Consider the following 14439-nt stretch of genomic DNA (forward strand, 5'->3'; position numbering starts at 1 on the left):
TTTCACATGCAACTGATCCTTCTGGAAAAAATCGCCAACCTGGGCAACCTGGGCGACAAAGTAAACGTTAAGGCCGGCTACGGTCGTAACTACCTGCTGCCTTTCGGCAAGGCCACCGCTGCGACCGCTGCCAACCTGGCTGCGTTCGAAGAGCGTCGCGCCGAGCTGGAAAAAGCCGCCGCAGACCGTAAGGCATCGGCTGAAAGCCGTGCTGCCCAACTGGCCGAGCTGGAAGTGACCATCACTGCCACCGCTGGCGACGAAGGCAAGCTGTTCGGTTCGATCGGTACTCACGACATCGCTGACGCACTGACCGCCTCCGGCGTTGAAGTTGCGAAAAGCGAAGTTCGTCTGCCGAACGGCACCATCCGCAACGTAGGCGAATTCGACGTAGCCGTGCACCTGCACGCCGAAGTTGAAGCCACCGTACGCGTTGTCGTGGTAGCAGCCTAAGCAACACCTGTCGGCTGGCACCCTCGGGTGCTTGCCGGTAACATCGGGCACGATCCTGTCTACAGGTCGTGCCCTTTGTCTTTCTGCAATTGCTGAATTTCATAACCAGACGTGGCCATGAACGAAATCACCGCCCCCGAGCAATATGATCTGCAAACCGCTGCCCTGAAGGTGCCTCCGCATTCCATCGAGGCCGAACAGGCCGTGCTCGGTGGCCTGATGCTGGACAACAACGCCTGGGAGCGTGTGCTCGATCAAGTTTCCGACGGCGATTTCTACCGGCATGACCACCGCCTGATTTTCCGCGCGATCGCCAGGCTGGCCGACCAGAACATGCCGATCGACGTCGTGACCCTGGCCGAGCAATTGGACAAGGAAGGGCAGACGTCCCAAGTCGGCGGCCTCGGTTACCTGGGCGAACTGGCGAAAAACACACCGTCGGTCGCCAACATCAAGGCGTACGCACAGATCGTGCGCGAGCGGGCAACCTTGCGTCAGCTGATCGGCATCAGCACCGAGATCGCCGACAGCGCGTTCAACCCGGAAGGACGCACCGCCGCCGAGATCCTCGACGAAGCCGAGCGGCAGATCTTCCAGATCGCCGAGGCACGACCGAAAACCGGCGGCCCGGTGAGCGTCAACGACCTGTTGACCAAGGCCATCGACCGCATCGACACCTTGTTCAACACCGACAACGCCATTACCGGTTTGTCCACTGGCTACACCGACCTCGACGAGAAGACCAGCGGCCTGCAGCCGTCCGACCTGATCATCGTCGCCGGCCGTCCGTCCATGGGTAAGACGACCTTTGCGATGAACCTGGTGGAAAACGCCGTGCTGCGCAGCGACAAAGCGGTGCTGGTGTACTCCCTCGAGATGCCAGGCGAATCGCTGATCATGCGTATGCTCTCGTCCCTGGGGCGTATCGACCAGACCAAGGTCCGTTCCGGCCAACTGGAAGACGACGATTGGCCGCGCCTGACCTCGGCGGTCAACCTGCTCAACGACCGCAAGCTGTTCATCGACGACACGGCGGGGATCAGCCCATCGGAAATGCGCGCCCGGACCCGCCGCCTGGTGCGTGAGCACGGCGACATCGCGCTGATCATGATCGACTACCTGCAATTGATGCAGATCCCCGGGTCCAGCGGTGACAACCGGACCAACGAGATTTCCGAGATCTCCCGTTCCCTCAAGGCCCTGGCCAAGGAATTCAACTGCCCGGTGGTGGCCCTGTCCCAGTTGAACCGCTCGCTGGAACAGCGTCCGAACAAACGCCCGGTGAACTCCGACTTGCGGGAATCCGGAGCGATCGAGCAGGACGCCGACGTGATCATGTTCGTCTACCGTGACGAGGTGTATCACCCCGAGACCGAGCACAAGGGTATCGCCGAAATCATCATCGGCAAGCAGCGGAACGGCCCGATCGGCTTTGTTCGCCTGGCCTTCATCGGCAAATACACACGCTTCGAGAACCTGGCGCCGGGTAGCTACAATTTTGATGATGACGAATAACCTGTTCTCTTGATCAGCCTTTGTGGCGAGGGAGCTTGCTCCCGCTGGGCTGCGAAGCAGACCCAGTTGTACTTGTAATCGAGCTGTGTGGGATATCCGGCTGCTGCGCAGCCGGACGGGAGCAAGCTCCCTCGCCACAATTGGTTATTTTTTGTGCTATATTCCGCGCCCGCGATTTTTCATCCTTTATACCGGTCATCGACATGCAAGCAGCCAAGCCGTTATTTGACTATCCCAAGTACTGGGCCGAATGTTTCGGCCCGGCGCCGTTCCTGCCCATGAGCAGGGAGGAGATGGATCAGCTCGGCTGGGATTCGTGCGACATCATCATCGTGACCGGTGATGCGTACGTCGATCACCCGTCGTTCGGCATGGCGATCATTGGTCGTTTGCTGGAAGCCCAGGGCTTTCGTGTCGGTATCATTGCGCAGCCGAACTGGCAGTCCAAAGACGATTTCATGAAGCTCGGCGAGCCTAATCTGTTTTTCGGTGTCGCGGCCGGCAACATGGACTCGATGATCAACCGCTACACCGCCGACAAGAAAATCCGTTCCGATGACGCCTACACCCCAGGTGGCCTGGCGGGCAAGCGGCCGGACCGTGCGAGTCTGGTCTATAGCCAGCGCTGCAAGGAAGCCTATAAGCACGTACCCATTGTGCTGGGCGGTATCGAAGCGTCCCTGCGTCGCATTGCTCACTACGATTATTGGCAGGACCGGGTGCGCAACTCGATCCTGATCGACGCCTGCGCCGACATCCTGCTCTACGGCAACGCCGAGCGAGCGATCGTCGAAGTCGCCCAGCGCCTGTCCTACGGCCACAAGATCGAAGACATCACCGATGTGCGCGGCACCGCCTTCATCCGCCGTGACACGCCGCAAGGCTGGTATGAAGTCGATTCCACGCGCATTGACCGTCCGGGCAAGATCGACAAGATCATCAACCCGTACGTGAATACCCAGGACACCGCTGCTTGCGCCATCGAGCAAGAGAAGGGGCCGGTTGAGGACCCGAGCGAAGCCAAGGTCGTGCAGATCCTGGCGAGCCCGAAGATGACCCGCGACAAGACCGTGATCCGCCTGCCGTCGGTGGAAAAGGTCCGTGGCGACGCGGTGCTCTACGCCCACGCCAACCGTGTGTTGCACCTGGAAACCAACCCGGGGAACGCCCGTGCGCTGGTGCAGAAGCACGGCGAAGTCGACGTCTGGTTCAACCCGCCGCCCATTCCGATGACCACCGAAGAAATGGATTACGTGTTTGGCATGCCTTACGCACGTGTTCCTCATCCAGCGTACGGCAAGGAGAAAATCCCGGCCTACGAGATGATCCGTTTCTCGGTGAACATCATGCGCGGCTGCTTTGGTGGCTGCACCTTCTGCTCGATCACCGAGCACGAAGGGCGGATTATCCAGAACCGTTCCGAAGAGTCGATCATTCGCGAGATCGAAGAGATCCGCGACAAGGTTCCAGGCTTCACCGGTGTCATCTCCGACCTCGGCGGCCCGACCGCGAACATGTACCGCATCGCCTGCAAGAGCCCGGAAATCGAATCCGCGTGCCGCAAGCCGTCCTGCGTGTTCCCCGGCATCTGCCCGAACCTGAACACCGACCATTCTTCGCTGATCCAGCTGTACCGCAGCGCCCGGGCCTTGCCTGGGGTGAAGAAGATCCTGATTGCCTCCGGCCTGCGTTACGACCTGGCGGTCGAGTCGCCGGAATACGTCAAGGAGCTGGTGACGCACCACGTCGGCGGTTACCTGAAGATCGCCCCGGAGCATACCGAGGAAGGCCCGCTCAACCAGATGATGAAGCCGGGCATCGGCAGCTATGACAAGTTCAAGCGGATGTTCGAGAAGTACACCAAGGAAGCGGGGAAAGAGCAGTACCTGATTCCGTACTTCATTGCCGCCCACCCAGGCACCACCGACGAAGACATGATGAACCTGGCGCTGTGGCTCAAGGGAAACGGCTTCCGCGCCGACCAGGTGCAGGCGTTCTATCCGTCGCCGATGGCCACGGCCACCGCCATGTATCACTCGGGCAAGAACCCGTTGCGCAAGGTGACCTACAAGAGCGACGCGGTGACCATCGTCAAGAGCGAGGACCAGCGCCGTCTGCACAAGGCCTTCCTGCGCTATCACGACCCGAAAGGCTGGCCGATGCTGCGCGAGGCGCTGACCCGCATGGGTCGCGCCGACCTGATCGGGCCGGGCAAGCATCAGTTGATCCCGCTGCATCAGCCTTCGACCGACAGCTACCAGAGCGCTCGTCGCAAGAACTCGACGCCGGCTGGCAGCCACAAAGTGGGCAAGGAAACCACGAAGATCCTGACCCAGCACACCGGCCTGCCTCCGCGCGCCAGTGATGGCGGCAATGCCTGGGACAAGCGCGAGCAGGCCAAGGCCGCCGCGTTCGCCCGCAACCAGAAGGCCGCCAAGGAGCGCAAGGACGCGGCCAAGGGCAAGGGGCCCAAGCCGGCGCGCAAGCCTGTCGTGCCGCGCTGATCATCCGCCACCTCGTAAAACGCCAGCTTAAATGCTGGCGTTTTGCTTTCTAGCGGGCGTGCTGGCTGTTTGTTATCGTGGCGACCGCCAACGGCGTGACGGCGGATGCATAGCTTTTTGTGGCGAAGGAGCTTGCTCCCGCTGGGCTGCGAAGCGGCCCCAACAATCCCATGCAATGTTCCCAGGCAGACCGTGCCGGCCGGTTTACGACGGCTTCGCCGCCGAGCGGGAGCAAGCTCCCTCGCCACAGGGGTTCTGTGTGGAAAGAATTAAATCCATCGATTTTCAAGGACGATTCATATGAGCAGCGCTACAACGGGCATCGGCATGGACCTGAACTTCTCCCAGTTCATGGCCCGCAAACGCATTGAAAGCCAAGTCAACCTGCCACGTCTGTTCGCCGCCATCGATGCCGACCCCAACATTGCCGGGGCGGGCGTGGTGTACATCGATTCCGAGTACAACGTAGTGACGCTGCGCGAATTCAAGCCGATTTGCAGCATCGCGCCCAAGCGAATCATCTTGCGCGAGGCCAAGAAGTACATCGCCCCGCAGCAATTCATCGATCAGGTAAAAAGCAGCCCGCGTGAGTCAAAGCTCGGGACTGAGTCGATGAATGCCGGTTTTTCCTGTGTCGCCGCTGTCATCGGTTGGGTGGTGGTGTTCAGTGGGAGCGTCGCTGTGCCGTTTACGGCGGGGGCCAGTGCCTTTGTCGTTGCGCTGGGCGCCGCTGCCGCGACGGCCAGTACCGCGCAATGCGTCATAGGCGGGATGCGGGTGGCGAATGAGTTGACCAATCCTACTGGCAACGATGAGATGAACGACGCCGATTGGTACAACATCGTAAGCCCCATTCTTGACGGTGTTTCCCTTGTCGGCGTCGGTGGCTCAGCTCTCACGACTGTTCGGCTGCTAAAGGCCAGCAAAGCAGCGGGCACCGGGAAGAGCTGGTATCAGTTGCTCAAAGGCCTGAGTCGTCAGGAGCGCAGCAAACTGACAAAGGAATTGTTGACCCTGAAAGATCCGAGTCTTACCGCCAAGCTGCTTAAACTGCAGCAACGAGCGGGCGCCTTGCCCAAGCGTTATTCCTCCGCTGAAATCAGGCATGCCACGCTGACTCAGATAAAGGATTCTCTCGGCGGCGCTTTGGGGATCATCGGCAGTTATACCGGTGATGGCGCCGTGAAGACTGTTGCCGTCGGGCTGTATGAGGAGTTCACGGAATGATCGGCGGCGGATCACTGAGGCAGTTCCTCGCCCGTTATTTTCCGGTGTTCATGGGGGCGATCTTTCTGGGCTGCTTTTCCGGGTCTACGCTGCTCGTTTTGTGCGCAGGTACTTATTGGCGTGCCTTGGAGCCTTCCGTCAGGAGCAACTACGTTGGTCTCGGCACTTTGGCTCTAGTGAGTGTCCTGGTCTTGGGCAATCTCATGATCGCACGCGGGCGCGCCTGGGCGATCTGGTGCGTGGCGGGTTATTTCCTCGCTTGCCTGGCGGCGGTGCTGCCGACGTTCGCTTATGGACCGCACCAAGGTGTTTACGTGTTTGCAGTGCTGTTGCCGCTACTGGGGCTATTGCTGCTCAATAGCAAACGCCACCGGGAAATGCGCAGCGAACTCATCGAAATCCGTCACCAACGCGAACGCATCATCCAGTCCGCCAAGGCCTCGCGCCCGCGCCGCTGAGTCGATTCGCTACCCTCTGCGCCGCATTTATGTGCGGCCTTCGCAGATCAATACAGGCATCGCGCGGTTTTAGTGCTCTACTGCCCTGAGTAGAGGTTGAAAGTGTCCGGCCTGCCTGCATGGCATAAGTCTTGCGCCGCTTTCGATAACGCCCAGGCTCCGCAGGAGGCACGCCGTGTCGATCCATGTCGCTTTGCACCATGTCACACACTATCGCTACGAGCGCGCTGTCGAACTCGGTCCACAGATCGTTCGCCTGCGTCCGGCGGCCCATAGCCGCACGCGCATTCTTTCGTACGCGCTGAAGGTTTCCCCCGATCAGCATTTCATCAATTGGCAGCAGGATCCCCAGGGCAATTACCTCGCGCGGCTGGTGTTCCCGGAAAAGACAGATGAGCTGCGGGTGGAGGTCGATCTGGTCGCCGAGATGGCGGTGTTCAATCCGTTCGATTTTTTCCTCGAGCCTTACGCCGAGAAAATCCCGTTCACCTATGCGGCTGACGAAAAACACGAGCTGATGCCCTACCTGGAAAAGCTTCCGCTGACGCCGAAATTCAAGGCGTATCTGGACAGCGTCGACCGCACGCCGTTGCCAGCGGTGGACTTTCTGGTGGCGCTCAACCAGCGCTTGAGCGAAGACATCAACTACCTGATCCGCATGGAGCCGGGCGTGCAGACGCCGGAGCATACGTTGGAGCACGCGTCCGGCTCCTGTCGCGACTCGGCCTGGCTGCTGGTGCAGCTGTTGCGTCACTTGGGCCTGGCGGCGCGTTTTGTCTCCGGTTACTTGATCCAGCTGACCGCCGATGTGAAAAGCCTCGACGGCCCGTCCGGTACGGAAGTGGATTTCACCGACCTGCATGCCTGGTGCGAAGTGTACCTGCCCGGCGCCGGATGGATCGGCCTCGATGCCACGTCCGGGTTGTTCGCCGGCGAAGGGCATATCCCATTGGCGTGTAGTCCTGATCCGTCCTCGGCGGCGCCCATCAGTGGCCTGGTGGAACCGTGCGAGTGTGAGTTCAGCCACGAGATGTCCGTCGAGCGAATCTGGGAAGCGCCACGGGTCACCAAACCCTACACCGAAGAACAATGGCTGGCGATCCAGGCGTTGGGTCGGCAGATCGATGCGGACCTGCAGGAAGGTGACGTGCGCCTGACCATGGGCGGTGAGCCGACCTTCGTTTCCATCGATGACCCGGACGGCGCCGAGTGGAACACCGCGGCGCTTGGACCGGACAAGCGCCGCCTCAGCGCAGAATTGTTCCAGCGCATGCGCGAACATTACGCGCCGCAGGGGCTGGTGCATTTCGGCCAGGGCAAGTGGTACCCCGGCGAGCAATTGCCGCGTTGGTCGCTCAACTGCTATTGGCGGCGTGACGGGGTGCCGATCTGGCACAACAGCGCGTTGATTGCCAATGAGAAAAAAGACTACGGCGCCGATGGCGAATTGGCTGGGCGTTTTCTGGCGAGTGTCGCTGAACGCTTGAAAATTCCCACGCAATTCGTGTTTCCCGCCTACGAGGATAATTTCCATTATCTCTGGCGCGAAGGCTCGTTGCCTTCGAACGTGACGGCTGAGGATTCCCGTCTGGAAGACCCGTTGGAGCGGGCGCGATTGCGCAAGGTCTTCAGCCAGGGGCTGGGCAAGGTGGTCGGTCAGGTCCTGCCGCTGGCACGCACCGCCAAGGGCGACCAATGGCAAAGCGGGCGCTGGTACCTGCGCGACGATCATTGCCGGCTGGTGCCGGGGGATTCGCCACTGGGCTATCGCCTGCCGCTGGCGTCTCAGCCGTGGGTGACGGCGGCCGAATATCCGTTCATCCACCCCACCGACCCGAACCAGGATTTGCCCGAGCTACCCGACACCGAGCAGTTGAAGCATCACGGCGAGCCGGCGCTGGAACAGGAGCGCGTGCCAAAGGTCGACGAATCGGCCGATTGGCTGACCCGCACCGCCTTCTGCGCAGAGGCCAGGGAAGGGCGGCTGTACCTGTTCATGCCACCGCTGGAGCGGGTCGAGGATTACCTGGAGTTGGTCAGCGCCATCGAAGCGACGGCGCAGGAACTGGGTTGCCCTGTTTTGTTGGAGGGCTACGAGCCACCGAGCGATCCGCGCCTGAGCAATTTTCGTATCACGCCAGACCCAGGTGTCATCGAGGTCAACGTGCAGCCTTCGGCAACTTGGGAAGAATTGGTCGAGCGCACCGAGTTTCTTTACGAGCAAGCGCGACTGAACCGGCTGACCACCGAGAAATTCCTGATCGATGGCCGGCACACCGGTACCGGTGGCGGTAACCATTTCGTACTGGGCGGCGCGACACCGGCAGATTCACCGTTCCTGCGGCGCCCGGACTTGCTGCGTAGCCTGATCAGCTACTGGCACAACCACCCGTCATTGTCCTACCTGTTTTCCGGATTGTTCATCGGCCCGACATCCCAGGCACCGCGCGTGGACGAGGCGCGCAACGATGCGTTGTATGAGTTGGAAATAGCCTTTGCGCAAATGCCACAGCCTGGCGACGAATGCCCGCCGTGGTTGGTGGATCGGCTGCTGCGCAACCTGCTGATCGACGTCACCGGCAACACCCATCGCGCCGAGTTTTGCATCGACAAGCTCTATTCGCCGGACGGCGCCACCGGACGGCTCGGCTTGCTGGAGCTGCGCGCTTTCGAAATGCCGCCCCACGCGCGCATGAGCCTGACCCAGCAATTGCTGTTGCGGGCGCTGGTGGCGCGGTTCTGGCGCGCGCCCTATGCACCGGCCAAACTGGCGCGCTGGGGCACCGAGCTGCATGATCGTTTCCTGTTGCCGCACTTCATCGAGCAGGATTTTGCCGAGGTCATCGAAGAGTTGAATGGCGCCGGCTACCCGCTGCGTGCCGAGTGGTTCGCCGCGCACCTGGAGTTTCGCTTTCCCAAAGTGGGCGACTACGCAGTCAACGGTGTCGAGCTGCAGTTGCGCCAGGCGCTGGAGCCTTGGCATGTGCTGGGGGAAGAGGGCTCGGCGGGCGGCACGGTGCGTTATGTGGACTCGTCCCTGGAGCGGTTGCAGATCAAGCTTACGGGGCTGGCGCCACAACGTTACCTGCTGACCTGCAATGGCGTGCCGGTGCCGTTGCAGCCCACCGGCCGGGTGGGGGAGTTTGTCGCCGGGGTACGTTTCCGTGCGTGGCAACCGTTCAACTGCTTGCAGCCGACCATCCCGGTCCATGCGCCGTTGGTCTTCGATGTGCTCGACACCTGGATGCAGCGCTCCCTGGGCGGCTGCCAATACCACGTGGCGCATCCGGGCGGGCGCAACTATGACAGCCTGCCTGTCAACGCCAACGAAGCGGAGAGCCGGCGGATGGCGCGATTCTTCCGTATTGGACATACGCCCGGAAAATTGCCGATACCCAGCCTGGCGGTGGATGACGATTTTCCCTTCACGCTCGATCTGCGACGCTTTCACCGGACCTCAAAAAGCTAGCTGGACCTTGTGGCGGGGGATAAATCCCCTCGCCACGATTGCACTCTGAAAACCCAGGTCGGATCCAACACAAACACACCTATCCGGGCGTCATGCGCTTGCGCTAGTCTCACCTATCATCGCTGTCCTGCCGAGCTTTCCATGCCTGACCTGCTTGACCGTTACCCGCTGACGACGGGCACCTATCACGAACTGCTGGACGGCAGCGGCGCGGTGCGTGCGCACTGGCAACGGCTGTTCGACCAGTTGCAGCGCAGCACGCCGGGCCAATTGGTCCAGCGCCAGGCACTGCTGGCACGGCAGATCCAGGAAAACGGTGTCACCTATAACGTCTATGCCGACCCTAAGGGCGCCGACCGGCCGTGGGAGCTGGACCTTCTGCCCCACGTCATCGACGCCCAGGAATGGAAGCTGTTGTCGGCCGGCATTGCCCAGCGCGCGCGTTTGCTCAATGCGGTACTGGCCGACCTGTACGGACCGCAGCGGCTGATCAGTGAAGGGCTGCTGCCAGCGGAGCTGGTCTTCGGACACAACAATTTCCTCTGGCCTTGCCAGGGCATCGCTCCGCCGGACGGTGATTTCCTGCACTTGTATGCCGTGGATCTGGCGCGTGCGCCCGACGGCCGCTGGTGGGTCACCGCCGATCGGACCCAGGCGCCCTCAGGGGCGGGTTATGCGCTGGAAAACCGCATGATCGTCTCTCGTGCCTTTCCCGATCTCTATCGCGACCTGAAGGTGCGGCATCTGTCCGGTTTCTTCCGCACCTTGCAGGAAACCCTGGCGCGACAGGCCCCCAGCGATGGCGAGCCGCCGCTGGTGGTATTGCTCACGCCGGGACGATTCAACGAAAGCTATTTCGAACATCTCTACCTGGCGCGCCAACTCGGCTATCCCCTTGTGGAGGGCGGTGACCTGACCGTTCGGGACGCCACGGTGTACCTCAAGACCCTCAGCGGCCTGCGCCGGGTTCACGCGATCATGCGTCGGCTCGACGACGATTTCTGCGACCCCCTGGAGTTACGCACCGATTCGGCCCTTGGCGTACCCGGATTGTTGGACGCGGTGCGCCAGGGCCGGGTATTGGTGGCCAATGCCCTGGGCAGTGGCGTGCTGGAGTCGCCAGGTCTGCTGGGCTTCCTGCCGCGGATCAACCAGTATCTGTTCGGCGAAGAACTGCTGCTGCCCTCCATCGCCACCTGGTGGTGCGGCGAGCCGCCGGTGCTGGCCCAGGCGCTGGAGAAATTGCCCCAGTTGTTGATCAAGCCGGCGTTTCCTTCCCAGAGTTTCGCACCGGTGTTCGGCCGCGATCTGAACGAGGAGCAGCGCGGCCAGCTGGCGGCGCGCATGCAGGCGCGGCCCTATGCGTATGTCGCGCAAGAGTTGGCGCAACTGTCCCAGGCTCCGGTGTGGCAGGCCGAACACGGCCAGCTCCAGCCCCGGGCGATCGGCATGCGCGTGTATGCCGTAGCGGGAAAAGACGATTATCGGGTCTTGTCCGGCGGCCTGGCCCGAGTGGCCGCCGAGGCCGATGCCGAAGTGGTATCGATGCAGCGCGGCGGTGCCAGCAAGGACACCTGGGTGCTTGGAGAGCAGGCACCCGGCGGCGAGCAATGGAAGGCCCAGCGTACCGTGGGTGTTCACGATCTGGTGCGGCGTGATCCGTACCTGCCCTCCCGGGTGGTGGAAAACCTGTTCTGGTTCGGTCGCTACTGCGAGCGTTGCGATGACAGTGCGCGTCTTTTGCGGATCATGTTGGCGCGGTACGTCGATGGCGATGACCCCCAGGCCTTGCAATCGGCGGTGTCTCTGGGCGAAAGCCTGATGTTGTTGCCTGAGGAGGGGGCATTGCCCGAGCGCTTGCTGGCTGCAGTCCTGGGGGATGACTGGTCGTTCAGCCTGCGCTCCAACCTGCAGCGCTTGCAGTGGGCGGCCTCGCAGGTGCGCGGCAAGCTGTCGCGGGAGAACTGGCAGGCACTGGTGGAGTTGCAGCGTGAAGCCATGGAGCTGGAAACCAGCGAGCCGGATTTCGGCGAGCTGTTGGATTTCCTCAACCGCCTGGTGATGTCCCTGGCCGCATTGTCGGGGTTCGCCCTGGACGACATGACGCGCGACGAGGGTTGGCGTTTTCTCATGATCGGCCGACGCCTGGAGCGCTTGCAATTTCTCAGCAGCAGCCTGGCGGCGTTCCTGCGGGGCGAGGCGGTATTCGATCAGGCCGGGCTGGAATGGTTGTTGGAATTGGGCAACAGCAGTATCACGTACCGCTCGCGCTACCTGGCGGTGGCGCAGTTGATTCCGGTGCTCGACCTGTTGTTGCTGGACGAACAGAACCCCCATGCGGTGCTTTTCCAATTGAAACTGGTGGCGCGCACCCTCAAGCGCTTGAACGATGATTTTGCCGCGCCGAGAGAAACCGCCCTGCCGGAGTTGGTGGCGCGCCTTTCGCGGTTCGACTTGCGGTGCCTGGAGAATCCGCTGTTCGGTGAGGCCAGCTTGCGCGCGGCGGTCGATGGCCTGGCCGATCTGTTACAGGAAGTCGCCGACGTCAGCGCCCAGGTCTCCGATCGCCTGGCCTTGCGACACTTCGCCCACGTTGACGATGTCAGCCAACGCACGGTATCCGTCTGATGAGTGCCCGTTACCAGATCCTCCACGACACCCATTATCACTACGACAGCCCGGTGTCCCTCGCGCAGCAACTGGCTCATCTATGGCCGAGACACTGCGAATGGCAGCGCTGTACCGAGCAACAGCTGTCCATCAGCCCGGAGCCGACGACCCGCCGTGACGAACACGATGTATTCGGCAACCCGCTGACCCGCCTGGCTTTCGAGCGGCCTCACGATGAGCTGCTGGTCAACGCCCGGCTGAGCGTCGAGGTGCTGGCGCGGCCCGCGCTGGATTTCAACCTTTCGCCGGCCTGGGAGTCGACCGGTAACGCCCTGACCTACAGTGGCCGGCCCCTGACGGCACAATGGATGGACGCGTGCCGCTACCGTTTCGAATCACCCTACGTGCATCTCAAGCGCAGCTTCGTCGAGTTTTCCGAGAGCTGTTTCCCGGCCGGCCGACCGTTGATGGTCGGTGTGCGGGCGCTGATGGAAAAAATCTTCGAGGAGTTCACCTTCGATGCCGAGGCCACCCAGGTCGCGACACCGCTGGTAGAAGTGCTGGAGCGACGCCGGGGTGTCTGTCAGGATTTCGCCCATCTGATGTTGGCCTGCGTGCGTTCCCGCGGGTTGGCGGCGCGGTATGTCAGTGGCTACCTGCTGACCCAGCCACCGCCCGGCCAGGCCCGGCTGATCGGGGCCGATGCGTCACACGCCTGGGTCTCGGTGTTCTGCCCGATGCTGGGCTGGGTGGACTTCGACCCGACCAACAACGTGCAGCCGGCGCTGGAACACATCACCTTGGCCTGGGGGCGGGATTTTTCCGATGTGTCGCCGCTGCGCGGGGTGATCCTGGGGGGCGGTACCCATGATCCGGATGTTCGGGTGACGGTGATGCCGCTGGAGTCATAAGAAGATCCATCGTGGGAGCGAGCCTTCTCGCCAAAGCGGCGGTTCAGCCAGCATGGAAGGGCCAGGCAAACCGTCATCGCGAGCAAGCTCGCTTCCACAGGGCATCGGCGGAACGCTGAATTCAGGCGTCGGGTGCCTGGTCTTTCGGCACATCCACATCGTGTTCTGCCGCCACGTCGCCGTCGCCGTCGCTGTCCGGGTTCAGGGCCGCTTCTTCAGCCGAAGCCTTCTTGCGCTGGAGCTTTTCCTCTTTCTTCTGCTCCTTGGCCAGGTCTCTTTGACGTTTGGCGAAGGAATAATTGGGTTTAGCCATGGGCGATCCTCTGGGGTCGAAGGTGAGGTTGAGCGGCGCGTATTCTGCCCTGTATCGGGACCGAGCCGTTAGCTTGGTTTTTGTTCGGCCCACTTTGGCTGCACGGACGGTTGCCATTCGTCCAGCGCATCGAGCAGTGTGTGCGCAGATTCGCTTACCTGCAGCATGTCACGATGCGGCGCGCGGACGAAGCCTTCGCCGACGATATGATCGAGGAAGCCGGTGAGCTTGCTATAGAAACCGTTCACTTCCAGCAGCCCCAGCGGCTTGCCGTGATAACCGAGCTGACCCCAGGTCCAGACTTCGAACAGTTCCTCCAGGGTGCCGAGCCCGCCGGGCAAGGCGATGAAGGCGTCGCTGAGCTCAGCCATGCGGGCCTTGCGCGCATGCATGCCGTCTACCACTTCAAGGCGCGTCAGGCCGCTGTGACCGATTTCCTTGTCTTTCAAACTTTGCGGGATGATGCCAATCACTTCGCCGCCAGCGGCGAGGGCTGCATCGGCAACGACACCCATAAGACCGACCGCGCCACCGCCGTAGACCAAGGTGAGTTTTCGTTCGGCCAAAGCACGGCCCAGGGCCTGGGCCGCTTCCAGATAGGCCGGGTGGCTGCCGGTGCTGGCGCCGCAAAATACACAAACAGACGCTATGGACATGCTTCACTCCGCGATTCGATGACCGGACCAGAGTAAAGCCTGCCCTTTGTTGCGCAAAGAATTAAACCTCGCGGCGAGGTTTTTCATAGGTGCCACTGGCACCGCAGGCGTAGGCGGCGAGCAAGCTGCATAACAGGCTGTTGAGGTTCATGACCAGCACTCCAGGGTTGATGGGACAGATCTTAGAGGTGCGTCATACTTCTGGCCGGTTGATTCTGTCCATCAGGCTGATAGTCTTAAGTTGTATACAATCTTTGACTCAGGTCATAGGAACTTGCCAGAAAATCAGGCAGTCTTCCCCTCTGACGGATTTCGTTAACCAT

The 14439-nt window shown here is 61.6% G+C and carries 10 protein-coding genes; 8 read left to right on the plus strand and 2 right to left on the minus strand.

The annotated features are described in order from the left end of the window. Nucleotides 1-6: 6 nt before the first annotated feature. From rplI to J3P76_RS02745, 8 genes are all read left to right on the plus strand, one after another. Nucleotides 7-453: a 50S ribosomal protein L9 gene (rplI, locus tag J3P76_RS02710; protein WP_003186385.1), complete on the plus strand. Its 447-nt coding sequence runs from the start codon at nt 7-9 to the stop codon at nt 451-453. Between the two features lie 117 nt (nt 454-570). Next, entirely contained in the window at nt 571-1968 is a 1398-nt protein-coding gene (dnaB, locus tag J3P76_RS02715) for a replicative DNA helicase (protein ID WP_420766199.1), read from the plus strand. Between the two features lie 203 nt (nt 1969-2171). Then, complete coding sequence (locus J3P76_RS02720) at nt 2172-4472, plus strand: YgiQ family radical SAM protein (protein WP_420766200.1); 2301 nt, start codon at nt 2172-2174, stop codon at nt 4470-4472. Nucleotides 4473-4772: 300 nt separating this feature from the next. Next, complete coding sequence (locus J3P76_RS02725) at nt 4773-5699, plus strand: NAD synthetase (protein WP_420766201.1); 927 nt, start codon at nt 4773-4775, stop codon at nt 5697-5699. Continuing rightward, complete coding sequence (locus J3P76_RS02730; protein ID WP_420766202.1) at nt 5696-6157, plus strand: hypothetical protein; 462 nt, start codon at nt 5696-5698, stop codon at nt 6155-6157. Before J3P76_RS02725 ends, J3P76_RS02730 begins: the two co-directional genes overlap by 4 nt. Nucleotides 6158-6332: 175 nt before the next feature. After that, nucleotides 6333-9626 carry a DUF2126 domain-containing protein gene (locus tag J3P76_RS02735; RefSeq protein ID WP_434701463.1) on the plus strand — a complete coding sequence of 1098 codons (3294 nt, stop codon included), beginning with the start codon at nt 6333-6335 and terminating at the stop codon, nt 9624-9626. Between the two features lie 141 nt (nt 9627-9767). After that, a complete protein-coding gene (locus J3P76_RS02740) occupies nt 9768-12254 on the plus strand; it encodes a circularly permuted type 2 ATP-grasp protein (RefSeq protein WP_434608069.1) in 2487 nt (828 codons plus the stop codon). Next, nucleotides 12254-13147 (plus strand): transglutaminase family protein, encoded by an 894-nt coding sequence (locus J3P76_RS02745; protein ID WP_434701464.1) that lies wholly within the window; start codon nt 12254-12256, stop codon nt 13145-13147. Before J3P76_RS02740 ends, J3P76_RS02745 begins: the two co-directional genes overlap by 1 nt. A gap of 121 nt (nt 13148-13268) precedes the next feature. Here the strand turns inward: J3P76_RS02745 and J3P76_RS02750 are convergent, their stop codons facing one another. Together J3P76_RS02750 and J3P76_RS02755 are read right to left on the minus strand one after the other, a co-directional pair. Further along, nucleotides 13269-13460, minus strand: a complete 192-nt coding sequence (locus tag J3P76_RS02750) for a hypothetical protein (RefSeq protein WP_434649113.1) — start codon at nt 13458-13460, stop codon at nt 13269-13271. A 68-nt stretch (nt 13461-13528) separates the two neighbouring features. After that, nucleotides 13529-14116 (minus strand): TIGR00730 family Rossman fold protein, encoded by a 588-nt coding sequence (locus J3P76_RS02755; RefSeq protein WP_434608065.1) that lies wholly within the window; start codon nt 14114-14116, stop codon nt 13529-13531. Nucleotides 14117-14439: the final 323 nt, after the last annotated feature.

This window comes from Pseudomonas sp. D1-36 (genome assembly GCF_051132205.1).
Lineage (GTDB): Bacteria > Pseudomonadota > Gammaproteobacteria > Pseudomonadales > Pseudomonadaceae > Aquipseudomonas.

Bases quoted from the DNA above. Each gene is read 5' to 3' on its own strand.
- rplI (WP_003186385.1), top strand. From the start codon at position 7: ATGCAACTGATCCTTCTGGAAAAAATCGCCAACCTGGGCAACCTGGGC.
- dnaB (WP_420766199.1), top strand. From the start codon at position 571: ATGAACGAAATCACCGCCCCCGAGCAATATGATCTGCAAACCGCTGCC.
- J3P76_RS02720 (WP_420766200.1), top strand. From the start codon at position 2,172: ATGCAAGCAGCCAAGCCGTTATTTGACTATCCCAAGTACTGGGCCGAA.
- J3P76_RS02725 (WP_420766201.1), top strand. From the start codon at position 4,773: ATGAGCAGCGCTACAACGGGCATCGGCATGGACCTGAACTTCTCCCAG.
- J3P76_RS02730 (WP_420766202.1), top strand. From the start codon at position 5,696: ATGATCGGCGGCGGATCACTGAGGCAGTTCCTCGCCCGTTATTTTCCG.
- J3P76_RS02740 (WP_434608069.1), top strand. From the start codon at position 9,768: ATGCCTGACCTGCTTGACCGTTACCCGCTGACGACGGGCACCTATCAC.
- J3P76_RS02745 (WP_434701464.1), top strand. From the start codon at position 12,254: ATGAGTGCCCGTTACCAGATCCTCCACGACACCCATTATCACTACGAC.
- J3P76_RS02750 (WP_434649113.1), bottom strand. From the start codon at position 13,460: ATGGCTAAACCCAATTATTCCTTCGCCAAACGTCAAAGAGACCTGGCC.
- J3P76_RS02755 (WP_434608065.1), bottom strand. From the start codon at position 14,116: ATGTCCATAGCGTCTGTTTGTGTATTTTGCGGCGCCAGCACCGGCAGC.